Below are 24,201 nucleotides of genomic sequence, written 5' to 3'. Positions count from 1 at the left end.
GCGGCTAAGGCGCGCAGCCTATGGCCGATAGCAACGACACCAGCCGCGATTACCGGGACACGGTCTTCCTTCCCAAGACCGATTTCCCCATGAAAGCCGGGCTTCCGCAGAAGGAACCGAAGATCCTTGCGCGCTGGCAGGAAGAAAAGCTGTACGAACAGCTTCGCGAAGACCGTGCCGGGCGAGAGAAGTTCATCCTCCACGACGGCCCGCCTTATGCCAATGGCGACATGCATATCGGCCACGCGCTGAACCGTATCCTGAAGGACATGGTGGTGCGTTCGCAGACGCTGCTGGGCAAGGACGCGCCCTTCGTGCCGGGCTGGGACTGCCACGGCCTGCCGATCGAATGGAAGGTCGAGGAAAAGTACCGCAAGAAGAAGAAGGACAAGAAGTCCGTCCCCGCGGCCGAATTCCGCCAGGAATGCCGCGACTATGCCGCGCATTGGGTCGATGTGCAGCGCGAACAGCTCAAGCGGCTCGGCCTGATGGCGGATTTCGACAATCCGTACCTCACCATGCAGTTCGAGAGCGAGGCGACCATCGTTGCCGAGCTGATGAAGTTTGCCGAGGCCGGCAATCTCTATCGCGGATCGAAGCCGGTCATGTGGTCGCCGGTGGAAGAAACCGCGCTGGCCGAGGCCGAGGTCGAATACGAGGACATCACCTCGACCCAGATCGACGTGGCGTTCGAAATCGTGGAATCGCCGATTGAGGAACTGGTCGGCGCGCATGCGGTGATCTGGACCACCACGCCATGGACGATCCCGGTGAACCAGGCTTTGGCCTATGGGCCGGAAGTCGAGTATGTCGCTGTAAATTTCAGCCTTGATTGGGACGCTCCCGAAGAGCCTTCGGAAGAGGCGCAGCAGTTCGTCAAACGCTTCATCTCGACCGAAACCCACAACGCAAGTTTCCTGATCGCAGTTGAGCTTCTGGACAGCTTCCGAGCACGCTTTGCGGCGGCCATCGCTGCAATGGGAGAACAGCTTGGCCTAGAAGGCTTGAAGCTGGACGACGTTCATCTCGGCAAGCGTTTCAAAGGGTCCGACCTCGCTGGAACGTTCGTAAGCCATCCCATGGCGAACAAACTTCGTCATTCCCGCGAAGGCGGGATTCCAAATGCTACGCCGAAACTGGATCCCCGCCTTCGCGGGGATGACGGGAATTGGGATGTGCAGGCCGTTATCGCTTCGCAGAAGGAATTGCCCTTCTACGAACGCCTCCGCCCCCTCCTCGCTGGCGATTTCGTCACCACCGACAGCGGTACGGGCCTCGTCCACATGTCGCCCGATCACGGCGAGGACGACTTCCTGCTGTGCCGCGCCAACGGCATCGAACCGCAATTCGCCGTCATGGGCGACGGGCGCTATCGCGACGACTGGCCGTGGCTGGGCGGAGACGACGAGCGTCGCCGTGCGGTCATCAACAAGCAGTTCAACGCGCCCGATGGCCCGATCTGTTCGGATCTGCGCGAAGCGGGCGCTCTGCTTTCCGCCAGCGACGATTACCAGCATTCCTATCCGCATAGCTGGCGTTCGAAAGCCAAGGTCATCTATCGCTGCACGCCGCAATGGTTCGTGCCGATGGACAGGGATCTTGGGGGAACCTCCCAGCCCGTTCGCCCTGAGCCTGTCGAAGGGCCGCACTTCACTTCTGACGCAGCGCCACAAGAAAAGGACGGGGCTTCGACAAGCTCAGCCCGAACGGCTGGTGGGGGCACGCTCAGGCAGATCGCCATGCGCGAAATCGAGCGGGTCAAATTCTATCCCGAAAAGGGCCGCCGCCGCATCGGGTCGATGGTCGAGGGCCGCCCCGACTGGGTGCTGTCGCGCCAGCGTGCGTGGGGCGTGCCGATCACATTGTTCGTGCGCAAGGACGGCAGCTATCTGCAGGATGCAGCCGTCAATGCCCGCGTGATCGAGGCGGTGAAGCAGCAGGGCGTCGATGCCTGGGTGGAAAGCCGCAAGGAAGAATTTCTGGGCGCGGATCACGATCCTGCCGAATTCGAGATGGTCAGCGACATTCTCGACGTATGGTTCGATTCGGGCTGCACCCATGCCTTTACGCTGGAAAGCGGCCGCTGGCCCGAAATGCGCTGGCCCGCCGACCTCTATCTGGAAGGCAGCGACCAGCATCGCGGCTGGTTCCAGTCCTCCCTGCTCGAAAGTTCCGCCACGCGGGGCCGCGCGCCCTATGACGCGGTGCTGACCCACGGTTTCACCATGGCGAGCGACGGCAAGAAGATGTCGAAGAGCCTCGGCAACACCATCGATCCGCTCAAGGTGATGGAACAGTACGGCGCCGACATCATCCGCCTGTGGGCGCTCAGCGTCGATTTCACCGAAGACCACCGCATCGGCGATGAGATCCTCAAAGGCGTGGGCGACCAGTATCGCCGCCTGCGCAACACGTTCCGCTATCTCCTCGGCGCGCTCGACGGGTTTGTCGGCGACATGGGCGATATGGGCGAAGTTCCCGAGCTGGAAGTCTATGTCCTCGCCCTGCTGGCCGATCTCGACGGCAAGCTGAAGGCCGCGCTCGAAGCGTATGACTTCAACACCTACACGCGCCTGCTGGTCGATTTCTGCAATGAGGATCTGTCGGCCTTCTATTTCGATATCCGCAAGGACACGCTCTATTGCGATGGCCCGGATTCGACCCGCCGCAACGCCTATCGCACCGTGCTGGACCTGCTGTTCCATTCGCTGGTCCGCTATGCCGCGCCGGTGCTGGTGTTCACTGCCGAAGAGGTGTGGACCACGCGCTATCCCGAAGGTGGCAGCGTCCATCTGCTCGAATGGCCTGCGGTCCCCGGCGTATCGGCCGATGGCGCGCGCTGGGACAAGCTGCGCGATCTGCGCGAGCGCGTGACCGAGGCGATCGAGCCGCTGCGCCGCGACAAGACCATCCGTTCGAGCCTCGAAGCGGATGTGACGGTGCCGGCCAATGCCGTGCCCGAAGGCTTTTCCGACGACGATCTTGCCGAGCTGTTCATCACCGCGTCAGTGACGCGCGGGCAGGTGGGCGAGGTGTCCGTTACCCGTACAGACGAAAACAAATGCGGCCGTTGCTGGCGCCTGCTGCCCTCGGTTTCCGAGGACGGGGCGCTGTGCGATCGCTGCGAGGATGTCGTCGCCCAGATGGATGCTGCCTGACATGAACCCGCTGCTGCGCCTGCGCCTTTTCGGCGTGCTGTTCGCCTTTGCGATCTATGCCCTCGACCAGTGGGTCAAATGGCTGATGGTCGTGCCCCTGCAGCTGCGCCAGAAGGGCGTGATCGACCTGCTGCCCTTCTTCGATTTGCGCTGGACGCAGAATTTCGGCGTGTCCATGGGCCTATTCGAAGCCGATAGCATGGAATCGCGCTATATCTTGGTGGGCGTGACCGCGCTGATCGCGCTGGTGGTCACCATCTGGATGTTCCGCGAAAAGGCCTGGGGCGATATCCTGGGCCTGTCGATGATCCTCGGCGGGGCGCTGGGCAATATCAAGGACCGCTACGAACTCGGCTATGTCATCGACTATGCCGATTTCCATATCGGGGAATTCCGCCCCTTCCTGATCTTCAACATCGCCGATGCCGCGATCACCATCGGCGTCCTGATAATTCTTGCCCGCGCCTTCTTCATGCGCGACAAGGATACCGAAGAGGTCGATGACCTCATGCACGGCAAACCGGCAGACGCCGCGGAGAGCAATTGATGAATACCCTTACCCGTATCGCCCTTCTCGGCGCGACCTCGAGCATGCTGGCGGCCTGCGGCGGCGGCGGTTTCCTGAACCGCGAACGCCCCGATGAATTCGCCGTGCAGCGCCAGGCGCCGCTGGTGGTACCGCCCGATTTCAACCTCACGCCCCCGGCCGCCGGCGCGCCGCGCCCGGCCGAAGGCACCGCTGCCGAACAGACGCTCGAAGCGCTCTTCGGCGGACCGGCAGACCGTAGCGCGGTGGAAACCAGCGCGCTCGACCGGGCCGGTGCGGCCGAACCCGGCATCCGTTCCTCGGTGGGTTCGGAAGACACCAACACGGTCGCCAAGGGCACCGTCACCCGCGACATCATCGCCGCCCCCGAAGGCGACGGCGGTACGGCGCAGGCCGTAATTCCGGGCTGACGCCCGGGGATTATTGATTCTTGTTTTAAGAGCCCGCCTCCGCGGGCTCATCCTCGGTGCCATTCGGCGCGTCCCGCGCCGGGCACCTGCGGGCGGCCGCTTGGCCTTGCCGGGCCTGATAGCCCGGTTGGCCGCCGGCGGCCTCTTACGGCAGATTTGGTCGCGAAATTGCAGGCGCTTGATCAGCAACCGTCGTGGCTCCGCAGTTATTTGTTTTCGCCCTCAAACGCCGGGCGCAACGCATCCGCGTTGCTTGGCTTCGCCGCATAAGCGGCGGCGCGCGGTCGCGCTTTGGCTGCCGCGACCAGGAACAGGACCTTCCATCTCGCGCTGATGATCCGGTTCGCGACAAGCGAACCGCAAGGGCAAGCGCCCGCCCGCAGGGGCCCGTAGCGCAGCGAAGGAACCGCCCCGAGGACGAACCGACGGAGGTCGGTTCGCAAAACAAAAACTAACCCTGATCCCCGGCGACTTCGTCCGCTTCGGGCTTGCCGTCAATCTCGCTCACCAGCACCTTGTCGATGCGGCGTTCGTCGAGATCGACCACTTCGAAGCGCCAGCCCTGTTCCTCGAACCATTCGCCTTCGGACGGCAGCTTTTTCATCACGGCGAGGCAATAGCCCGCCACGGTCGCGAATTCGCGGTCGTCGCCATAGTCCAGCCCCAGCCGGTCGGCGAGCGCGTCGGCGGAGAGCGAGCCTGCCACCAGCAGCGTGCCGTCCTCGCGCTCCACGATACCGGGCGTGTCGTCGGGGTCCTGATCGCTGGCGAAATCGCCGACCAGCGCGGTGAGCAGGTCGACCGGGGTCACGATCCCGTCGAGATGGCCGTATTCGTCATGCACCATGGCCATGGCGACATCGGCCTGCTGTAGCACACGCAGCGCGTCGACCGCATCGAGCTGGTCGGGGACCACCTCGGCCTTGCGCATCAGCGCCTCCAGCCGCAGCCCCTCGCCCGCCAGCAGCGCGCCGAGCACCTCGCGTACGCGCACGAGGCCCATGACCTTGTCGGGCGTGCCGTCGGCCACGGGCCAGACCGAATGCGGGCTGTCTTCGAGCAGTTGGCGGACGGCTTCTTCATCGGCATTCACGTCGATCCAGTCGAGATCGGTGCGCGGCGTCATCACTTCGCGCACGGGGCGCTGGGCGAGCCGGACCACCCCGGCGAGCATCTGGTGCTGTTCGGTTTCGATCACGCCGCTGCGCGTGGCTTCGGCGAAGAGCATCTGCAATTCTTCCGCCGTGACCGAGCTCTGGCCGCCGGGCTTCACGCCCAGCAGGCGAATCAGCGCGCCCGAAGACGCATCGAGCAGCCACACCACCGGCGCGGCGATCTTGGCGAGAATGGCCATCGGCAGCGCCATGGCGATCGCGATGGGCACCGCCGCCCGCAGCGCCACCTGCTTGGGCACGAGCTCACCGACGACGAGGCTGAAATAGGTGGTCAGCGCGATGACCAGCGCGAAGCCGGCCTCGTCCGCCCAGTCCGCGGGAAGGCCGAGCGCGGTCAGCCGCTCGCCCGTCGGCCCGCCGAGGCTGGCGCCCGAATAGGCACCGGCGATGATCCCCACCAAGGTGATGCCGATCTGCACGGTCGATAGGAACTTGCCCGGATCGGCGGCCAGCTCGATCGCGGTCTTCGCGCCCGCGCTGCCCTTCTGCGCGGCGGTCCGCAGCCGCCCCGTGCGTGCGGAAACGATGGCCAGTTCGCTCATGGCGAAGACGCCGTTGAGCAGGATGAGGCCGGCGATGACGAGCAGATCTGTCCAGGGAAAGGGTGTCACGCGCCCTCGCTAGCATAAAAGCGGCGCGGCGCCAGTGCTTCGGGGGAACAGGCGCCGATTTGAGTGGTTGGGTGCTTCTAGAGACGCAGGTGGGCGCGTCCCATCTAACGCGGGCGTGGACGGTCGAAGGGCTGGGAAACCCCGTCTCGCAAAAAGGGAACAGATATTATGAAGACATCACGCTTTTTCCTCGCCGGCCTTTCCTCGGTCGCCCTGCTCGGCACCTCGGCCTGTGTGACCGACCCCAACACGGGTGAACAGAAGATCTCGCGCACCGTCCTCGGCGGTGTCGGCGGCGCGGTTGCCGGCGGCCTGCTCGGCGGCGTGATCGGCGGCAAGACCGGACGCATCATCGGCGCAGCGGCTGGCGCGGCAGGCGGCGGCTATGTCGGTTACCGCATGGACCAGCAGATCAAGGAACTCAAAGAGCAGACGGCCGGTTCGGGCGTCGATGTCTCGGAAACTGACGGCGGTGAAGCCATCCTCGTCAACCTGCCGAACGGCGTGACCTTCGCCACCGGCAGCTACACGATCAACCAGACCTTCCGCCAGACGCTCGACAATGTCGCCGCCAACCTCGTCCAGTATCCCAACAGCCTGGTCGACGTTTACGGCTACACCGACACCGTCGGTTCGAGCGATTCGAACCAGCGCCTGTCGGAACAGCGTGCACAGGCCGTGTCCAACTATCTCACCAGCCGCGGCGTGAGTTCCTCGCGTATCCGCTGGATGGGCTTCGGCGAAACGCGCCTGGCCGTGCAGACCGGCGACAATGTGGCCGAGCCGCTGAACCGCCGCGTCGAAATCAAGATCATTCCGTTCGATCAGGACGACGTGAACGCAGCGCGCGCCAATCAGTAAGCGCCGCATCGCAGACTGACGTGACAGTCACCAGAGGGGTCGGGCTTAGCCCGGCCCCTTTTTCATTCCGTGGGACTTACTGGTAGGCGACCTTGTTGGCGCGATCGGAAAGGTGCTCGATCGTTGCCGCATGGATACCGGGTGCACAGGCAACCACGCCGAACGCCCGGGGATCGCGCTTGTTATAGTCCAGTTTCCGGCCGAAACTGTCCGAAACGGCCGCACCCGCCTCGCGCGCGATCAGGCCCGCTGCGGCGATGTCCCATTCGAAGCCCCAGCGCAGCGTGGCGACCAGATCGGCGCGGTCATCGGCCACCATGGCGATTCGCAAAGCAATGGAATTGGGCTGGTCGACCTTCTCCAGCATCCGGTCCTGCTTCATCAGATCGTTGGCAGGCACGCGCGCGCCCTCGAACTCGGTGCGGGTGGAAGCCTTGAGAGCCTGGCCGTTGAGCGTTGCGCCGCGCCCCGCCACCGCCTGCCACATCTCGCCGCGCGCCGGGGCGCACAGCGTGCCGAGCAGCGGCCGCCCCCCACTGATCAGCGCGACGCTCACTGCCCAGCCATCACGCCCGCGAATGAAATCGCGGGTCCCGTCGACCGGATCGACCAGCCAGATCAGATCGCGCTCGAGTCGCTTGGGGTCATCGACCGTCTCTTCCGACAGCCATCCGGCCGAGGGAAGCAGCGCGCCCAGTTCGCGTTTTAGAAAGGCATCGACGACCAGATCCGCATCGCACACCGGGTTGCCCGGCGATTTCTCCCACGCCTGCAATTCGGCGCCCGCGCCGGGCCACAGGCCAAGTGCGATCTTGCCGGCCTGAGCGACGATGGATTCGAGGCGTTTGCTGTCAATCATGGGACGCCGCCGCCCCTGCACCCGAAACCCGCTCTTTTCAAGCGCGCCCAGACATGCTTATGCGCGAAGCGCAATTCCCACCCCGAATAGCGCTAACACGCGCGAAGGATCAGCGATCGACATGAACATTCACGAATATCAGGCCAAGGAACTCCTCGCGAAATACGGCATCGCCGTTCCCGCAGGTCACGCAGCGCTCACCGTCGAAGAAGCAGTCGAAGGCGCGAAAAAGCTCCCCGGGCCGCTTTATGTCGTGAAGGCGCAGATCCACGCCGGCGGCCGCGGCAAGGGCAAGTTCAAGGAACTCGGCCCCGACGGCAAGGGCGGCGTGCGCCTGTCGAAGAGCGTCGAGGAAGTCGAAGCCAATGCCAAGGAAATGCTCGGCAACACGCTCGTCACCATCCAGACCGGCGATGACGGCAAGCAGGTCAACCGCCTCTACGTGACCGACGGCGTGGACATCGCGCATGAATATTATCTTTCCATGCTCGTTGACCGCGCCAGCGGCGAAGTGGCGATGATCGCTTCGACCGAAGGCGGCATGGACATCGAGGACGTGGCCCACGAAACGCCCGAGAAGATCACCACCATCACGATCGACCCGGCGCAGGGCTTCATGCCGCACCACGGCCGCGCGGTGGCCTTCGCGCTCAAGCTGGAAGGGGAAACCAACAAGCAGTGCCAGAAGCTGGCCAAGCAGCTTTACACCGCCTTCATGGAACTCGACATGGAAATGCTCGAGATCAATCCGCTGGTCGAAGACAAGGACGGCAATCTGTCCGTGCTCGACACCAAGATGAGCTTCGACGGCAACGCGCTCTATCGCCACAAGGACGTGGAAGAGATGCGCGACGAGACCGAGGAAGATCCGGCCGAAGTCGAAGCCAGCGAATACGACCTCGCCTACATCAAGCTCGACGGCAACATCGGCTGCATGGTCAACGGCGCGGGCCTGGCCATGGCAACCATGGACATCATCAAGCTCAACGGCGCCTTCCCCGCCAACTTCCTCGACGTGGGCGGCGGCGCCACCACCGAGAAGGTGACGGCAGCGTTCAAGATCATCCTCAAGGATCCGGCGGTCGAGGGCATCCTCGTCAACATCTTCGGCGGCATCATGAAGTGCGACGTGATCGCCAACGGCATCGTACAGGCGGCGAAGGACGTGAACCTGTCGGTCCCGCTTGTGGTTCGCCTCGAAGGCACCAATGTCGAAGCTGGCAAGGAAATCCTCGAGAATTCCGGCCTGCCCATCGTCAGTGCCGACGATCTCGGCGATGCAGCGAAGAAGATCGTGGCGGAGGTCAAGAAAGCGGCCTGATCGCCTCTTTCGAGATAGAGACACCGGAAGGCGGGCCAGCGGAAACGCGGCCCGCCTTTCCTTTTGCAGCAGGGCGCGGGAACGCTCGCAGGCGCCCCGCCTTATCTAAGCAAGCACTCGCCCCGCCTTGCTTGACGTTTACGTAAACGCAAGCTAGGCGGGACCAACAGTTTTCAAGTCGAGAGGAAGGTACCCCCATGAAGATCCTCGTCCCCGTCAAGCGGGTGATCGATTACAACGTCAAACCGCGCGTGAAGGCCGATGGCTCGGGCGTGGACCTCGCCAACGTCAAGATGAGCATGAACCCCTTCGACGAAATCGCCGTCGAAGAGGCGATCCGCATCAAGGAAGCGGGCAATGCCGAAGAAATCGTGGCCGTATCCATCGGCCCGGCAAAGGCGCAGGAAACACTGCGCACCGCGCTCGCCATGGGTGCCGACCGGGCGATCCTCGTCGAAACCGATGACGAAGTCGAACCGCTCGCCGTCGCGAAGATCCTCAAGGCCATTGCCGAAGAGGAAGAGCCCGGCCTCGTGATGCTCGGCAAGCAGGCGATCGACGACGATTCGAACCAGACCGGCCAGATGCTCGCCGCCCTGATGGGCCGTCCGCAGGGCACCTTCGCCAACACGGTCGAAGTGGCCGGTGATAGCGTCACCGTGAAGCGCGAAGTCGATGGCGGTCTCGAAACCGTGAAACTGACGCTCCCCGCGATCGTCACCACCGACCTGCGCCTGAACGAACCGCGCTATGCTTCGCTGCCGAACATCATGAAGGCGAAGAAGAAGCCGCTCGATACCAAGAGCCCGGCCGATTACGGTGTCGACACCGCGCCGCGCCTCAAGACCACCAATGTCTCCGAACCGCCGGTTCGCCAGGCTGGCGAGAAGGTCGAGGACGTCGATGCGCTGGTCGCCAAGATCAAGGCGATGGGCATCGTTTAAGGAATTCACCCATCATCCGTTCGTGCTGAGCTTGTCGAAGCACCGTCCTTCTTTCGGGCGCTCGGATGAAGAAAAGTACGGCCCTTCTCAAGCGACGGACAGGCAGTCGCTGTAGGGCGAACGGACTTAGAGGTTTGAAAATGAAGACACTCGTATGGGTCGAACACGACAATGCCGAGATCAAGGACGCAACGCTGGCAGCCGTCACTGCGGCGGGCAAGCTGGGTGAAGTTCACCTGCTGGTCGCCGGATCGGGCTGCCGCGCCGTTGCCGAAGCTGCTGCGAAGATCGCCGGAGTGGGCAAGGTCCACCTCGCCGACGATGCGGCTTACGAACATGCGCTGGCCGAAAACGTCGCGCCGCTGATCGCCGATCAGATGGGCCATCACGACGCCTTCGTCGCGCCTGCCACCACCACCGGCAAGAACATCGCGCCGCGCGTCGCCGCCCTGCTCGACGTGATGCAGATTTCGGACATCCTTTCGGTCGAAGGCGACAAGACCTTCACCCGTCCGATCTATGCCGGCAACGCCATCGCCACCGTCGAATCGAGCGACGAGAAGCTCGTCATCACCGTGCGCGGCACTGCTTTCGACAAGGCGGAAGCAGAAGGCGGATCGGGCGAGATCGAGGAAATCTCCGGCCCTACCGATGCCGGGATCTCCAGCTTCGTCAGCCAGGAAATCGCGGAAAGCGATCGTCCCGAACTGACCAGCGCCAGCGTGATCGTTTCGGGCGGACGCGCGCTGAAGGATGCGGAGACCTTCGAGGAATACATCACGCCGTTGGCCGACAAGCTCGGCGCAGGCATCGGCGCATCGCGGGCCGCAGTGGATGCAGGCTATGTCCCCAACGATTACCAGGTCGGCCAGACCGGCAAGATCGTGGCGCCGGAAGTCTACATCGCCATCGGCATCTCGGGAGCGATCCAGCACCTGGCAGGCATGAAGGATTCCAAGACCATCATCGCCATCAACAAGGATGAAGACGCGCCGATCTTCCAGGTCGCGGACATCGGCCTCGTCGCCGATCTGTTCAAGGCAGTGCCGGAACTGACCGAGAAACTTTAAGATCAAAACCAATTGAAAACACACCCTCTTCGCGGCATGTTCGCTGCGAGGGGGGTTTTTCGTGAATATTTCCAGATTTGTTTTCGCGATTACTTCGCTGGGTCTTGCATCTTCGGCTGTCCAGCCGACCTTCGCTGCCGAGGATGAGGCAAAGATTCTCGAACCCGTCGGCCCGTGGCAGCTCGACATGGGCGAAAACAAGTGCCGGATCGCGCGCGTATTCGGCGAAGACGGCCAGCAGACGATGTTCTATCTCGAACAATGGGATCCCTCCTCTGCAGCGCACTGGTTGGTCGCAGGTCCCCCTCTCGAAAAGTACAAATCCTGGCGTGACACCCGCTTCCAATTCGGGCCCGACGGCGCCGAGGACGAATTCCGTTTCCAAGAATCGACTATGGGCGAATGGGGTAATGCGATTTCCCATTTGTCTGGCCTGACCTCTTCCGACACGGATAAAGATGGCGCTTCCGGAAGCGATGAGGCCGCCAAGCCGCGCGGGCTGCCGGGCATGGATGCCGAAGCCGGGGCGAATATAAACAGGCTCACCCTCAGCCAGAGCGGCCGCCCGGCAGTCGTCCTCGAGCTGGGCGAGATGAAGAATGTCATGATCGCCATGAACGATTGCATGGCAAATTTGGTCGAACACTGGGGCTTCGATGTCGAGGAACAGAAAAGCGTCCAGTCGTCCCCGAAGGTGACCAATCTCGCGCGGGTGACGAGAAGGATCGTGGATTATTATCCGCATGATGCGCGGCGCAAAGGCGCGCAGGCCGACTTCCACCTGCGGCTGACCGTAGGGGCCGATGGCTCGTTCAAGTCATGCACGCTGCTCAACCAGACCCTGGCGCCCGACTTCGACATGGAGCGGCACCCCTGCACGGCCTTCGAGAGGATCGGCGAATTCGAGCCTGCGCTGACGGCAAATGGCACTCCGGTGGAATCTTTTTACACCGTCCGGATCAGGTACGTAATGCCCAGTTGAGCCCCCGCTCCTCGTCCGACCTCAACCTAGAACGGTCGACAGTGCGTGGAGCGTGAGCCCGACAAGGCCGCCGACCAGCGTGCCGTTGATGCGGATGAACTGCAGATCGCGGCCCACGGCACTTTCTACGCGGTCGGTCAGCGTTGTCGCATCCCAGCGGCGGACGGTCTCGCTCACGAGCTGCACGATCTGGTCGCCGTAGCGGGTCGAGACGCCGACGGCGGTGCGGCGGGCGAACCGGTTGATCTGGCGCTGAAGGCGGATGTCGTCACGGAGCGCGCGGCCCAGTTCCGCGATCGTCTCGGCAAGATGGCCGCCGCCCGATCCGCCTGACTCGCGGATGCTGGCAATCAGGCGGGCGCGCAGACGCTCCCACACCGATTGCCACCAGTCGCCGACCGCCGGATTGTTCAGCAGCTCGATCTTGATCCGCTCGACCCTCGCCTGCATCTCCGGATCCTCGCGCAGATCGCGGGCGAAGTCCTGCAGGCCTTCCTCGATCTTGTTGCGCAGGGGATGCTCGGGATCGATCAGGACTTCGGCGAGAAGCTTGTAGAGGCCGTCGATCACCGAATTGGCCAGCCGTTCGTCGAGGCCGGTGAAGCGCAGCACGGCATTGGCACGGTTGTGCACCATGTCGCGCACCATCTGCTCATTGTCTTCGAGCACCAGCCCGGCCCGGCGGATGATCTTGTCGATCAGCTCCCTGTGCCGCCCCTTCTCGATCATCGCATCGAGCATGGAGCCCAGCAGCGGGGCGATTTCGAGCTTTTCAAGCTGCGCGGCAAGACCGGCGCGAACCTGTGTGCCCAGACGATCGGGATCGAGCGATTCGAGCACCTCGACCATCAGCTCCCCCGCCCCGGCCCGCACGCGCGAATCCCGCGATGCGGCAGGGTCTGCAAGGTAGCTGCCGACGGCGCCGGCCAGGTTCATCGCACCCATGCGCCGCGCCACCACCTGCGGCGTCAGGAAGTTCTCCCGCAGAAACCCGGCCATCGTATCGGCGATACGGTCCTTGTTCTCCGGGATGATGGCGGTGTGCGTGATCGGCAAACCGAGCGGACGGCGGAAGAGCGCGGTGACCGCGAACCAGTCTGCGAGACCTCCGACCATCGCCGCTTCCGCGAAGGCGTGAACGTAACCCCAGGCAGGATGTATCTCGAGCCACCGGCCCGACGCGATGAAGATCGCCGCCATCAGCACCAGCATGCCGGTCGCCGTGCGGCGCATCACGCGGGCGCGGTCCGGCGGAATGGGCGCACCGCCCGCCGGTTTGATCGAAATCGAGAATTTGCCCGCCATATATCAGGCGACGCTTATTCCGCCGGTTCGATCCCGGTTTTGCGTCCGCGGATCTCCCCCGTGTCCATTCCCGGGCGATAGGAGAGGAAGCGGTTTCGCAGCGCCGGTCCCACGCGCTTCTCGATCCCGTCTGCCAGGCTGAAGCCTGCAGGAACGATCAGCAGGGTGAGGAAGGTCGACAGGATGAGCCCGCCGATCACGGCCACGCCCATGGGCTGGCGCCATGCACCGTCGGCCGACAGCGACAGCGCCGTGGGGATCATGCCCGCAGTCATGGCGACCGTGGTCATCACGATGGGCTGCGCACGCTTCTGGCCGGCTTCCATGATCGCATCGTACTTGCGCTGGCCGTGCTCCATCGCCTCGATCGCGAAATCGACCAGCAGGATCGAGTTCTTGGCGACGATGCCGAACAACAGCAGCACGCCGATGAAAACGGGCAGCGAGAGCGCGAGACCAACCATCTTGATGGCGATGATGCCGCCAAGAGGCGCGAGAAGAAGCGACCCCATGTTGACCAGCGGCGACATCAGGCGCCGGTAGAGCAATACAAGGACCGCAAAGACCAGGAGAATGCCGGACAGAAGAGCGATCTGGAAGTTCGCCACGAATTCCAGCAGCCAGCGATCCTGCCCGCTCGGTGCATTCGACACACCGATCGGCAGATCCTGCATGATCGGCAGTTCGTTGATCCGCTTCTTCGCCACGCCTTCCTCTGCGCCGGGGGCAAGGTCGGCGCTGACATAGACGCGGCGCTTGCGATCTTCGCGCTGGATGGTCGTCGGACCGGCCCCGAAACGAATGTCGGCGACGCGTTCGAGCGGAACGGAGCCGCCGCTCGCCGTGGGCACCGGCAGATTGCGGATGGTCGAGATCCGGTCGCGCGAATTTTCCGGCAGCATGACCCTGATCGGAATCTGGCGATCGGAGAGCGAGAACCGTGCGGCATTCTGGTCGATCTCGCCGATCGTGGCGATACGGATCGCCTGGCTGAGCGATGCGGTAGTCACACCCAGCGACGCCGCCAGATCCGCACGCGGTTCGATGATCAGTTCCGGGCGCTGCAGATCGGCTTCGAGCCTGGGACCCTGGATCTCGGAGACGTCGCCCATCTGCTCGACCAGCGTTTCGGCGGTCCGTTCGAGAAGATCTGGATTGCTGCCCGAAAGCATCACATTGATGGCGCGGCCTGAACCGCCTCCACCGCCGCCCTGCTGATCGCGGAAGTTGATGCGCGCATCGGCGACCTGGTTGAAAAGGACGGACACATCGCGTTCGATTTCCTGGCTCGTCCGTTCACGCTCGGCCTTATAGGTCACGAAGAAGCTCGCGCTTCCTTCGGATACGGTCAGGAGCACATTCTCGACTTCGGGCTGGTCCTCGATAATAGCGAGCGCCTGTTCAGCACGCTCTTCCGTCTGTTCCAGCGTGGTACCGGGGACCATTTCCATGCGCACTTCGCCGAAGTCGAAATCGGCATCGGGGAAGAACTGGGTCGGAGTCGTCACGAAAAGGAAAATGGTCAGAATGAAGGACAGGAAGCCCACGCCCATGACCCAGGCGCGGTGATCTCCGCGCATATGGGCGCCAAGCTTGCCCCAAAAACCGATCTTGCCGCGGCGCTCGATCCGCGCCTTTTTCAGTTCCTGCGCGCGCGTGCGGTCGAGCGTCCACTCAAGAACCCGTGTATAACGCTGTATCCAGGGGCCGTTCGCATGCTCGGCATGGCCATGCGGCTTGAGGAAATACGCAGCCATGAGCGGCGTAATCATACGGGCGACGGCAAGGCTCATCAGCACCGAGACGACGACGGTGACGCCAAAGTTCTGGAAGAACTGGCCCGCCACCCCGGGGAGCAACGCCACGGGCAGAAAGACAGCAATGATCGAAAAGGATGTCGCAGCGACAGCAAGGCCGATTTCGTCGGCCGCATCGATCGATGCCTGAAACGCGTTCTTGCCCATCCGCATGTGCCGGACGATATTCTCGATCTCCACGATAGCATCGTCGACCAGAACCCCGGCCACCAGCCCCAGCGCCAGCAGGCTCATCTGGTTCAGCGTGTACCCCATGTATTCGAGGAAGAAGAAAGTGGGGATGGCGGACAGCGGGATGGCGATGGCTGAGATGAACGTCGCGCGCCAGTCGCGCAGGAAGAAGAAGACGACGACGACCGCGAGGATCGCGCCTTCGACAAGCGCGGCGATCGAGCTTTCGTATTGCGCCTTGGTATATTGGACGATGTTGAAGAGTTCGACGAATTCGACGCCGGGATATTCCTCTTCGATTTCCTGCATCACGATCTGCGCTTCGTCATAGACCGACACGTCGGATTCGCCGCGGGCGCGGGACAGATCGATGGTCACCACAGGCCGTCCATTGACCTTGGAGATCGACTTGATTTCGCTCTCCCCGTCGCTGACGTCGGCGATATCCGCGAGCTTGATCGACCGGCCTCCGCCAAGCGAAATGCGGCGCTGGCTCAGTTCGTAAGCTGTTTCGGCATTGCCGACCACGCGGACCGACTGGCGAACGCCAGCGATTTCAGCCTGGCCGCCGCCCGCGTTGAGGTTGTTCTGCCGCAGGACGGAGTTGACCTGGGATGCCGTGACACCGAGCGATTGCATCCTGGAGGGATCCAGAATGACCCGGATCTCGCGATTGACGCCGCCACTTCGCGACGCGCTGGCCATTCCGGGAACTGCCAAGAGCCGTTTCGAGACCGTGTCGTCGACGAACCAGCTCAGCTGCTCCATCGTCATGTCCTGCGAGACGACAGCATAGTTCGCGAAACTGTTGTTGCTCGTCTGGACCTTGTAGACCCGGGGCTCGATGATGCCTTCGGGCAGATCTCCCCGTATCTGGTCGATATTGGCCTTCACCTCGTTGACGAGGTCATTCACGTCATAGCCGAGTTCGAAGGTGATGAAGGTGCTCGAGCTACCTTCCCGCACGGTGCTGCGGATGGATTCCAGCCCTTCGAGCGAGGCAATCGCGGATTCCACCTTTTCGGTGATCTGCGTATCGATTTCCGTCGGCGCCGCGCCGGGCTGAGCGATCGAAACGATCACTGCCGGAAATTCGATATCCGGATCGTTCTGCACCTGCATCCGGTTGAATGCCACGATGCCGGCAAGCGTGAGCGCGGCGAACAGGACCAGCGGCACCACCGGGTTGCGGATGGACCAAGCGGAAAGGTTGCGCAGGTTCATGGTCTACTGGCCCGCCCGGCGTTGCAGCATCGGTTTGACTTCCTGACCTTCACGCAGGAACCCGCCCGCGCGAAGAACCACGCGCTCGTTACCCGTCAAACCTTCGGTCACGGACAGACCGCCATCGGTTATGATGCCAGTCTCGACATTGCGGCGGACGACCTTGTCCTCGCTGTCGATGATATAGACATAGGTCTGCCCGTCGTCGTCGAGCAAGGCGCTCTCCGGCAAGACCGGTGCCACTACGGTACCCGAATTGATCGTCGCGTTGGCGAAACCGCCGGGCTTAAGTTCCGGGCTGTAGGACAGGGCGATGCGCGCCGTACCCTGCCGCGTGCTGTCGTCGATCGTCGGGGCGATCTGCCAGATCTGGCCGGTGAACCCCTCGTCGGTTCCGACCGGGAACACCGTGGCCGATGCGCCTGCGCGCAAGCTTGCCAGTTCGGTCTCGCCCAGTTGGGCCAGCATTTCCATCTCGCCGCCCTGGGCGATGGTGAAGAGGGCCTGCGATCCGGCACCGACCGTCTGGCCGGGCTCGACATTGCGTTCAAGCACGAGGCCGGCTGCGGGGGCGACGATATTGAGGCGGGCATTGCGTGCCTGCAATTCGCCCGCTTGCGCCTTGGCGACGCGAACGCGCGCGACGGCGGCGTCGCGGGTCGCCGTCAGGCGGTCCACATCGGCCTTGGAAACGAATCCCCGCTCGACCAGCTGGAGGGCGCGGTCGAGATTGGACTGTGCGAGATTGGCATCGGCCTGCGCGACTTGGACCTGCGCAGCGGCGCTGAGGGCCTGCTGGTTTTGCACCGAGCGGTCGATCACGGCGAGGACCTGGCCCTGGCGCACCCAGCTGCCCGCATCGACGGGTACCGAAACCACGCGCCCGCCTTCGCCGACCACGCCGACCGGCAGGGTCCGGCGGGCGGCGATCGTTCCGGTCGCGGAAATTTCGCCTTCGACGGTAGTACGCCCGGGCGCCACGACGGTTACCGCAGGCAATTGCGGTTCGGATGGGGCCTGTTCTTCGTCTCCGGCAAGAAAATACCAGGCCAGAGCGAGGGCGGCCACCAGGATGACTGCGGCAATCGCCAGCTTGCGGCGCCGACCCGGGCGTTTCTCAGCATCTACGCTATCAACCTCGATCCGCTCCGGCGGCAAGGCACCGTCGTCATCAGCGCGAATTTCCGTTTCGTACGTCATCAAATAGCCCCGTCTGGCAGCAGCCTATATCGATTGGTGTATTACTCTGCTAAATCACAGAGCGCAAGGCTGTCGAATTGTCGTAGGGGCTTGCCCTGTCTGGAGCAATCTTACACTCGACAGGGGCATTAGCGAAACAGACGAATGTCTTCGATGTTCGAAAAGCACGAAAAAGGGCGGCTCAGATGCCGAACCGCCCTTCTCGATTTAAACTTCGTGCTGGTTTTTAGCGCACACGACCACGCTGAATGAGGTTGGCGATACCAAGCAGAACGATTGCACCAACGATCGCGATGATGAAACCGGTCAAGTTGAAGGTCTGAATGGTGCCCTCAATGCCGAACAGGGCTCCGGCGAGAAAGTTACCGATCAGTGCGCCGATGATACCGACGATGATATTCCAGAAAATGCCCATCGAAGCGTCGCGCGCCATGACCATGCTTGCGAGCCATCCGGCGACGCCGCCGACGATAATTGCGATAATCCAACCCATTGCAAATCCTCCTTTACTTCCCATCCGACCCAATGCCAGCCGAACGGGTGGCAGTGCCAGCGGTTCCCCTTTTTTGCATGGGGGACACGAATTTAGCGGATTTACAGGGTTTTTGTTCCCGCCTCTTGGCGGGACGCGCGATCAATACTTGAACTGGCGTTCGTATAAATCGCGGTAATGCTGGATCCGGGTGACCCTCAGTCCCTGCATTCCCGACCGGTCGACTGCGCGCTGCCAGGAGGCAAACTCTTCCAGCGTCAAGCCGTAGCGCTCGAGAACTTCATCGATACTGAGCAGGCCGCCATTCACGGCAGCGACCACCTCGGCCTTGCGGCGCACCACCCACCGCTTCGTGGACGGGGACGGCAAATCCTCAAGGGTCAGCGGCTCGCCAAGCGGGCCGATCACCTGTGCAGGGCGGATGTCCTGATTTTCGATCATCTATTTCTCTCGGTCGCCATGCACCGCACCATCTGCGGCGGAGTCCTCGTCTAACGGTTCAGATTTTCCATGCGCTAAACCATCATGGTAAACGGGCCGTTTACTTTCTCCTTCCGTTTCCCGCCTCGCTTCGCCGAAAGACTGGAAACCGGCATGCTCCCTTCTCGCCACTTCCTCGCGAAAGTCGCGAGTCGCGGACAATTTTGCGACAAGTTCGGTCCAACGGAATTTGTGCAGGACGTCCTTGTTCTTGGTCGCCTCTTCGCTTTTCTTGGTGAATTGCCCCTCGATCATGAGGCTGTGATAATCAGACATGGTAAAGAGGAAGTGAATCATGTTTCGTGGCTCAAACCGGGAAATACTGGAGCCCGGGGCCAAGGCCGTGTAAGGGGCCGCGCATGCTCGAATCCCGTTTTCTCGACCCGGCCGGCGCCGCCGCGCTGTTCGATCTTGGTAAGCCCGCATCGCAGGCCCGCATCGTCGTCGCGATGTCGGGCGGCGTCGATTCATCCGTGGTTGCCGCACTCGCCGCAAAGAGCGGGGCGGAAGTCATCGGAATTACCTTGCAACTCTACGATTATGGCGCGGCAACCGGGCGCAAGGGTGCCTGCTGCGCGGGTGACGATATCGCCGATGCACGCGCCGTGGCAGAACGTCTGGGCATTGCTCACTATGTGTCCGATCACGAAAGCGCCTTCCGCGAAGAAGTGGTCGAAACTTTTGCCGACGAATATCTGGCCGGGCGCACGCCGGTGCCCTGCATCCGCTGCAACATGGGGCCCAAATTCACCGATCTCTTCGCCATGGCCCGCGAACTGGGCGCCGATTGCCTGGCGACCGGTCATTACGTCCAGCGGGTAATGGGGCCGGCCGGGGCGGAGCTTCACCGGGCCACCGATCCGGCGCGCGATCAGTCCTATTTCCTTTATGCGACGACAGACGACCAGCTGGCCTATCTGCGCTTCCCCCTGGGCGGCCTGCCCAAGAGCGAAGTGCGCGAGCTCGCCGAAGCTGCCGGCCTGCGCAATGCCGCCAAGCCCGACAGCCAGGACATCTGCTTCGTGCCCGATGGCGATTACGCGAAGATCGTCAAGAAGATGCGCCCCGAAGGCGCGCGTCCGGGCGCGATCGTCCATGCCGGGACCGGGGAGGAACTGGGCGAGCATCGCGGCGTGATCCATTATACCGTCGGCCAGCGCCGGGGGCTGGAAATCGGCGGCCAGCCGGAGCCGCTCTACGTCGTCGGCATCGATGCTGCCGAGGCGCAGGTAAAGGTCGGCCCCAAGCGCATGCTTGCCGTGTCCGCCGCCCATCTTGTCGAGACCAATCGCATCGGCCCGCTGCCCGATGTACCGCTGACGGCCAAGGTCCGCAGCCTGGCCAAGCCAGTGCCGATCACGCTGGAGGGGTCGCTGGGCAATGATGAAGCGGCGACAATACGCTTCGATACACCCGAATTCGGCGTCGCGCCCGGCCAGGCGGCGGTCATCTACGCCGGAGAGCGGGTCGTGGGTGGCGGCTGGATCGACAGCACGACGCGCTGCGAAGGCTGACCGGCAGGAGCCATCTGCGGCTGCTGATAGTCTGCCTCAATATTCCCATTCATCCAGAACGCAGCCGTAACCTTCACGATAGCGCGCCGTATCCGCGGCAATGACCGGAATGCTCGCCGTCACGGTGCGGTCGGCAGCATTTTCGCTCAGCGAGACAAGTTCCATGCCTTCGAGCTTGTCCTTGCCGCAATCCTCAAGACTGCGCCCGGCCACAAAGCGGCAGGAGCAACCCACCCGCGCAGCATAGGCCGTGGCAACCTCTCCCGTGCGCGTTGCCGTCTCGCCATAGGCCAGCCAGGCGCCGCCCGCTGCGGCGGCGAGAACCAGCGCCAGCCAGAACCACCAGCGGGAAAGAAGGGAGCGTTTTTTCGCCATTGCGCGGGTGTAGTCCTCATGCGAGTGGAGCGGGCATGTTCCCGCGGCCCCTGCCCCTTATCGCTCTTGCCCTCCTCGCCACAAGCCTTGCCGCATGCGGTTCGTCCGGAGGCGAGGAAGAACCGCCGCTGAGCGAGGCAGCGCTGGCTGCGGTCGGGGAGGATCCCGGTGCCCCCACCAAGGCGCTCGCCCGCGAGATCGACGATCTTTTCACGCAGGAGGGCCTTGGCGAGACCCGCGCCCTGATCGTGATGCACGATGGCAAGCGTGCGGCGGAACGCTATGCCGAAGGATATAACGAAGACACGCTCTTCGTCAGCTGGTCGATGGCCAAGCCCGTTACCGCCATGATGATCGGCCAGCTGGTCGGCGATGGCCTGCTGCGGCTCGATCAGCCCGCCCCGGTGCCGCGCTGGCAGCGCAGCGGCGATCCACGTGCCGACATCACCCTGCGGCATCTCCTTCAGATGCGCAGCGGGCTCGAGCATACCGAAGCGGGCGATCCGCCCTATGAGAGCAGCGAAGTCCGCATGCTCTTCCTCGACGGGCGGGACGATATGGCGGATTACGCCACCGCCCAGCCTCCCGAAGCGGAGCCGGGCGAGAAGTTCGAATATTCATCGAACACCACCGTCATCCTGGCCGACATCGCGGCCCGTGCCCTGACCGATAGCGATCAGCCCGAAGCCCGCCGCCGGGCGCTGTCCGATTATCTCCACGCCCGCCTGTTCGAGCCGCTGGGCATGTCTACCGCCGTCCCCGAGTTCGACCGCGCCGGTACGCTGATCGGCGGCAGCCTGATGCATGCAAGTGCCCGCGACTGGGCCAAGCTCGGCGAATTGCTGCGCAACAAGGGCTCCTATCGCGGGGAGCAGCTGGTCCCCCGCAGCTGGGTGGGACAGATGGTGACCCCCAGCCCCAAATCGCCGCAATACGGCCTGCAGACTTGGCTCAACCGGCCGACTGGCGAGGCGGAGCACCCGCTGTTTCCCGACCGAGCGCCCGAAACGGCCTTTTCCATGATCGGCCACATGGGCCAGTATGTCTTCGTGTCGCCCGAGCAGGGGCTCACCATCGTGCGGCTCGGCCATTCGAATGCCGCCGAACGCAAGGCGATGCTCCAGCAGCTGGCCGATATCGTCGAGCTTTACCCCGCCGAGGGAAGGTAGAAGCTCCCCTCCACCACGGTCACGCATTGGCCGGAGAGGATCGCACGGTCGCCCTCCAGTCGGCAGCCTACATGGCCGCCGCGGCGGCTTGCCTGATAGGCGGTGAAGCTTTCGCGCGAGAGGCGCTCGGCCCAGAAGGGTGTAAGCGTGGCGTGGGCCGCACCGGTCACCGGATCCTCGTCCACTCCGCCGCCCGGTACGAAGACGCGGCTCACCACGTCGGTATCTCGTCCCGGAGCAGTGCAGACGAAGAGATTGTTGCCCAGCTTCGCCAGCCCGCGCAGATCGGGCTCAAGCGTATGGATCGAGTCCTCATCCGGGTAAAGGAACAGGTCGTAACCATGCGGATTGCGCCAGCATTCGGTGGGCGAGCCGCCGAGTAGCGCGGCCGCCTCGGGCCACTCGCCCTGCTCGGTCCGGATCGCGGGTAAGGCGAGCTCGTATACCTCGCCAAGCTTGCGCACTTCGAGAATCCCCGACTGGCGCGTGCGAAAGCTCACGGCCTCGCCCCCATCGCGCCCAAGCATCACGTGCCCGCTCGCAAGCGTCGCGTGGCCGCACAGGCGAACTTCTTCGGTCGGCGTGAACCAGCGCAGTTCCCAATCGGCCTCGCCAGTATCGTCCTTCACCAGGAAAGCCGTTTCGGCGAAGTTGTTCTCTTCCGCGATCGCGAGCAGCGTCGCATCGTCCAGCCACTCGTCGAGCGGCATCACCGCCGCCTGATTGCCCGTGAAGGGCCGTGAAGCAAAGGCATCGACATGGGTGTAAGGCAGTTTCATCAGCTGTCGCCCTCCAGTTTTGCAAACTCGTCTTCCTCGACCAGCGGATTGCCCGGCTCGTCGACATGGCCTCGGGGATCGATGTGGATCAGCAGCTCCATGTTCGGGAAGCGCTGGCACAGGTCCTTTTCCACCCGCTCGATGATATCATGCGCTTCTTCCACCGTCATGGTGCCGGGCAGATCGACATGGAACTGGACGAAATCACGATTGCCGCTGGCCCGCGTGCGCAGATCGTGCAGATTGGTAAGCTCGGGATGGAGCGCCGCCGCCTCCACGAAGGCGAGTCGCTTTTCTTCCGGCCATTCGCGGTCCATCAGATCGTCCACGGCTTCGCGCGCCGCAGTGAAGGCGCCCCACGCCAGCCAGGCGGCGATGGCGAGGCCGAACAGCGGATCGGCCATGCCGAAGCCCGCATATTGGTCGAGGACCAGCGCCGCGATCACCGCGAGGTTAAGCAGCAGGTCGGATTTGTAATGCAGATGATCGGTCTGGATCGCGAGGCTGCGCGTCCGGTTCATCACGTATTTCTGCCAAGCGAGCAGAGCGAAGGTGAGCACGATGGCGATGGCCGACACCGCTATGCCTTCCCCAGCAGCGGAAGTCTGCGTGCCGCCGGCCAGCTGGCTCAGCGCCCGCGCCGCGATGCCGAAAGCCGAAACCGCGATCAGCATGACCTGGAAGATCGCCGCCAGCGCCTCTGCCTTTCCGTGCCCGAACCGATGGTCCTGATCGGCGGGCATCGAGGCGATCCAGACACCTGTCAGCGTGGCGATGCTGGCAATCAGATCGAGCGCCGAATCGGCGAGGCTGCCGAGCATGGCGGTCGAACCGGTTTGCCAGCTCGCCCAGCTTTTCAGCGCGACGAGGATGAGCGCCACCGAGATCGAGGCGATCGCGGCAGAACGCGTTAGTTTCGCGCGATTGTCGGCCGTGGTTTCCGTCATGGATAGAGCAGCGTGTTGGACCACGCTTCTCCCGGCCCGCTACGCGTGAACTGCCGCCGGTCGTGGAGGCGGAATTCGCGGTCGCGCCAGAACTCCACCGTGTGCGGGGTCAGCAGGAACCCGGTCCAGTGCGCCGGCCGCGGGATATCACCTTCGGGATAGCGGGCCTCCAGCGCGGCGACCCGGTCGAGATAGATCTGCCGGTCCGGCAGGGGGCGCGACTGGTCGCTAGCAGCCGAGCCGATCTGCGAGGCGTGCGGGCGCGAGTGGAAATAGTCGTCCGCCTGCTCCGCGGCGACTTCTTCCAGCGTGCCTTCGATCCGGATCTGGCGGCGCAGGCTCTTCCAGTGAAACAGCAGCGAGGCGTGCATATTGCTCAGGATTTCCTGGCCCTTGCGGCTTTCGGCATTGGTGTAGAAGACGAAACCGCCCCCCTCGCCCCAATGCGAGCCATGCCCTTTCAGCAGCACCATGCGGACCGACGGGCGGCCCTGCGCAGTGGCCGTTGCCAGAGCCATGGCATTGGCATCATTGGGTTCGCTCGCCTTGGCTTCGCCGTACCAGATCTCGAACAGCGAGAAAGGATCGGCAACCGGAATAGCGCTTTCGGATTCGGGGGCATTGTTGCTCATAACGCAATCCTACAGGATGGAGCACATGGAGCACGGTCCAGAGCAAAAAAACGGACGGGGTATATTTCCCCCGAAAACGGCGGAACCACGCGGGCTTGCGGCACATTGAACGGGGACATGAGACATTCCCTAGCCCGAGCCGCCTGTGTAGGAAAGC

Annotated in this window: 22 protein-coding genes; 10 read left to right on the top strand and 12 right to left on the bottom strand. The window is 63.3% G+C overall.

All coding sequences use genetic code 11. The annotated features are described in order from the left end of the window. Positions 1–20 precede the first annotated feature (20 nt). The 3 genes from ileS to ACI2I1_RS12770 are packed head-to-tail and all read left to right on the top strand — an operon-like array spanning position 21 to position 4,115. On the top strand, positions 21–3,158 hold the full coding sequence (gene ileS, locus ACI2I1_RS12780) for an isoleucine--tRNA ligase (RefSeq protein ID WP_404679409.1): 3,138 nt from the start codon (positions 21–23) through the stop codon (positions 3,156–3,158). Beyond that, positions 3,130–3,705: a signal peptidase II gene (gene lspA / locus ACI2I1_RS12775; protein WP_404679408.1), complete on the top strand. Its 576-nt coding sequence runs from the start codon at positions 3,130–3,132 to the stop codon at positions 3,703–3,705. The genes ileS and lspA overlap by 29 nt, the downstream gene beginning before the upstream one ends. Then, complete coding sequence (locus ACI2I1_RS12770; protein WP_224812858.1) at positions 3,705–4,115, top strand: DUF3035 domain-containing protein; 411 nt, start codon at positions 3,705–3,707, stop codon at positions 4,113–4,115. Before lspA ends, ACI2I1_RS12770 begins: the two co-directional genes overlap by 1 nt. A 451-nt stretch (positions 4,116–4,566) precedes the next feature. Here the strand turns inward: ACI2I1_RS12770 and ACI2I1_RS12765 are convergent, their stop codons facing one another. Further along, complete coding sequence (locus ACI2I1_RS12765) at positions 4,567–5,901, bottom strand: hemolysin family protein (protein ID WP_404679407.1); 1,335 nt, start codon at positions 5,899–5,901, stop codon at positions 4,567–4,569. Positions 5,902–6,069: 168 nt separating this feature from the next. Here ACI2I1_RS12765 and ACI2I1_RS12760 point away from each other — a divergent pair, with 168 nt between their 5' ends. After that, positions 6,070–6,762, top strand: a complete 693-nt coding sequence (locus ACI2I1_RS12760) for an OmpA family protein (protein WP_404679406.1) — start codon at positions 6,070–6,072, stop codon at positions 6,760–6,762. Between the two features lie 76 nt (positions 6,763–6,838). Here ACI2I1_RS12760 and ACI2I1_RS12755 read toward each other — a convergent pair whose 3' ends face one another. Beyond that, complete coding sequence (locus ACI2I1_RS12755; RefSeq protein ID WP_221543725.1) at positions 6,839–7,621, bottom strand: 3'(2'),5'-bisphosphate nucleotidase CysQ; 783 nt, start codon at positions 7,619–7,621, stop codon at positions 6,839–6,841. Between the two features lie 121 nt (positions 7,622–7,742). Between ACI2I1_RS12755 and sucC the strand changes: the two genes are divergently transcribed. The 4 genes from sucC to ACI2I1_RS12735 all read left to right on the top strand — a co-directional run bounded on the left by sucC (position 7,743) and on the right by ACI2I1_RS12735 (position 11,938). Further along, positions 7,743–8,942: an ADP-forming succinate--CoA ligase subunit beta gene (gene sucC, locus ACI2I1_RS12750; RefSeq protein ID WP_404679405.1), complete on the top strand. Its 1,200-nt coding sequence runs from the start codon at positions 7,743–7,745 to the stop codon at positions 8,940–8,942. A gap of 197 nt (positions 8,943–9,139) precedes the next feature. Then, positions 9,140–9,886: an electron transfer flavoprotein subunit beta/FixA family protein gene (locus ACI2I1_RS12745; RefSeq protein WP_221543727.1), complete on the top strand. Its 747-nt coding sequence runs from the start codon at positions 9,140–9,142 to the stop codon at positions 9,884–9,886. A 140-nt stretch (positions 9,887–10,026) separates the two neighbouring features. Continuing rightward, positions 10,027–10,956 (top strand): electron transfer flavoprotein subunit alpha/FixB family protein, encoded by a 930-nt coding sequence (locus ACI2I1_RS12740; RefSeq protein WP_221543728.1) that lies wholly within the window; start codon positions 10,027–10,029, stop codon positions 10,954–10,956. A 61-nt stretch (positions 10,957–11,017) separates the two neighbouring features. Continuing rightward, a complete protein-coding gene (locus ACI2I1_RS12735; protein ID WP_404679404.1) occupies positions 11,018–11,938 on the top strand; it encodes an energy transducer TonB in 921 nt (306 codons plus the stop codon). Positions 11,939–11,959: 21 nt separating this feature from the next. Here the strand turns inward: ACI2I1_RS12735 and ACI2I1_RS12730 are convergent, their stop codons facing one another. From ACI2I1_RS12730 to ACI2I1_RS12705, 6 genes are all read right to left on the bottom strand, one after another. Next, on the bottom strand, positions 11,960–13,171 hold the full coding sequence (locus ACI2I1_RS12730) for a DUF445 domain-containing protein (RefSeq protein WP_404679660.1): 1,212 nt from the start codon (positions 13,169–13,171) through the stop codon (positions 11,960–11,962). 86 nt (positions 13,172–13,257) lie between these two features. Beyond that, positions 13,258–16,455, bottom strand: a complete 3,198-nt coding sequence (locus tag ACI2I1_RS12725) for an efflux RND transporter permease subunit (protein ID WP_404679403.1) — start codon at positions 16,453–16,455, stop codon at positions 13,258–13,260. A 3-nt stretch (positions 16,456–16,458) separates the two neighbouring features. After that, entirely contained in the window at positions 16,459–17,655 is a 1,197-nt protein-coding gene (locus tag ACI2I1_RS12720; RefSeq protein WP_404679402.1) for an efflux RND transporter periplasmic adaptor subunit, read from the bottom strand. Between the two features lie 226 nt (positions 17,656–17,881). Further along, a complete protein-coding gene (locus ACI2I1_RS12715; protein ID WP_221543732.1) occupies positions 17,882–18,148 on the bottom strand; it encodes a GlsB/YeaQ/YmgE family stress response membrane protein in 267 nt (88 codons plus the stop codon). A 141-nt stretch (positions 18,149–18,289) separates the two neighbouring features. After that, complete coding sequence (locus ACI2I1_RS12710; RefSeq protein WP_221543733.1) at positions 18,290–18,589, bottom strand: DUF1153 domain-containing protein; 300 nt, start codon at positions 18,587–18,589, stop codon at positions 18,290–18,292. After that, on the bottom strand, positions 18,590–18,904 hold the full coding sequence (locus ACI2I1_RS12705; protein ID WP_404679401.1) for a hypothetical protein: 315 nt from the start codon (positions 18,902–18,904) through the stop codon (positions 18,590–18,592). A gap of 83 nt (positions 18,905–18,987) precedes the next feature. On the opposite strand from ACI2I1_RS12705, the gene mnmA reads away from it, so the two are divergent. Beyond that, the gene (gene mnmA, locus ACI2I1_RS12700; RefSeq protein WP_404679400.1) at positions 18,988–20,142 is read left to right on the top strand and encodes a tRNA 2-thiouridine(34) synthase MnmA; all 1,155 of its coding nucleotides are present in this window, start codon (positions 18,988–18,990) and stop codon (positions 20,140–20,142) included. A gap of 36 nt (positions 20,143–20,178) precedes the next feature. Here the strand turns inward: mnmA and ACI2I1_RS12695 are convergent, their stop codons facing one another. Beyond that, the gene (locus tag ACI2I1_RS12695; RefSeq protein WP_404679399.1) at positions 20,179–20,517 is read right to left on the bottom strand and encodes a hypothetical protein; all 339 of its coding nucleotides are present in this window, start codon (positions 20,515–20,517) and stop codon (positions 20,179–20,181) included. Positions 20,518–20,552: 35 nt separating this feature from the next. On the opposite strand from ACI2I1_RS12695, the gene ACI2I1_RS12690 reads away from it, so the two are divergent. After that, positions 20,553–21,686 (top strand): serine hydrolase domain-containing protein, encoded by a 1,134-nt coding sequence (locus tag ACI2I1_RS12690; protein WP_404679398.1) that lies wholly within the window; start codon positions 20,553–20,555, stop codon positions 21,684–21,686. On the opposite strand, the gene ACI2I1_RS12685 is transcribed toward ACI2I1_RS12690, so the two are convergent. Genes ACI2I1_RS12685 through pdxH form a run of 3 tightly spaced genes read right to left on the bottom strand, consistent with a single transcriptional unit; the run spans position 21,665 to position 24,044 of the window. Further along, on the bottom strand, positions 21,665–22,465 hold the full coding sequence (locus tag ACI2I1_RS12685; RefSeq protein ID WP_404679397.1) for a PhzF family phenazine biosynthesis protein: 801 nt from the start codon (positions 22,463–22,465) through the stop codon (positions 21,665–21,667). The two genes, ACI2I1_RS12690 and ACI2I1_RS12685, sit on opposite strands and share 22 nt — an antisense overlap. Next, a complete protein-coding gene (locus tag ACI2I1_RS12680; RefSeq protein WP_404679396.1) occupies positions 22,465–23,412 on the bottom strand; it encodes a cation diffusion facilitator family transporter in 948 nt (315 codons plus the stop codon). Before ACI2I1_RS12680 ends, ACI2I1_RS12685 begins: the two co-directional genes overlap by 1 nt. Beyond that, entirely contained in the window at positions 23,409–24,044 is a 636-nt protein-coding gene (pdxH, locus tag ACI2I1_RS12675) for a pyridoxamine 5'-phosphate oxidase (RefSeq protein ID WP_221543740.1), read from the bottom strand. Before pdxH ends, ACI2I1_RS12680 begins: the two co-directional genes overlap by 4 nt. Between the last annotated feature and the right edge of the window lie 157 nt (positions 24,045–24,201).

It is taken from the genome of Qipengyuania sp. NPDC077563, assembly GCF_044901345.1.
Lineage (GTDB): Bacteria > Pseudomonadota > Alphaproteobacteria > Sphingomonadales > Sphingomonadaceae > Qipengyuania > Qipengyuania aestuarii.
This window is presented reverse-complemented; position numbering and strand designations above follow the sequence as displayed.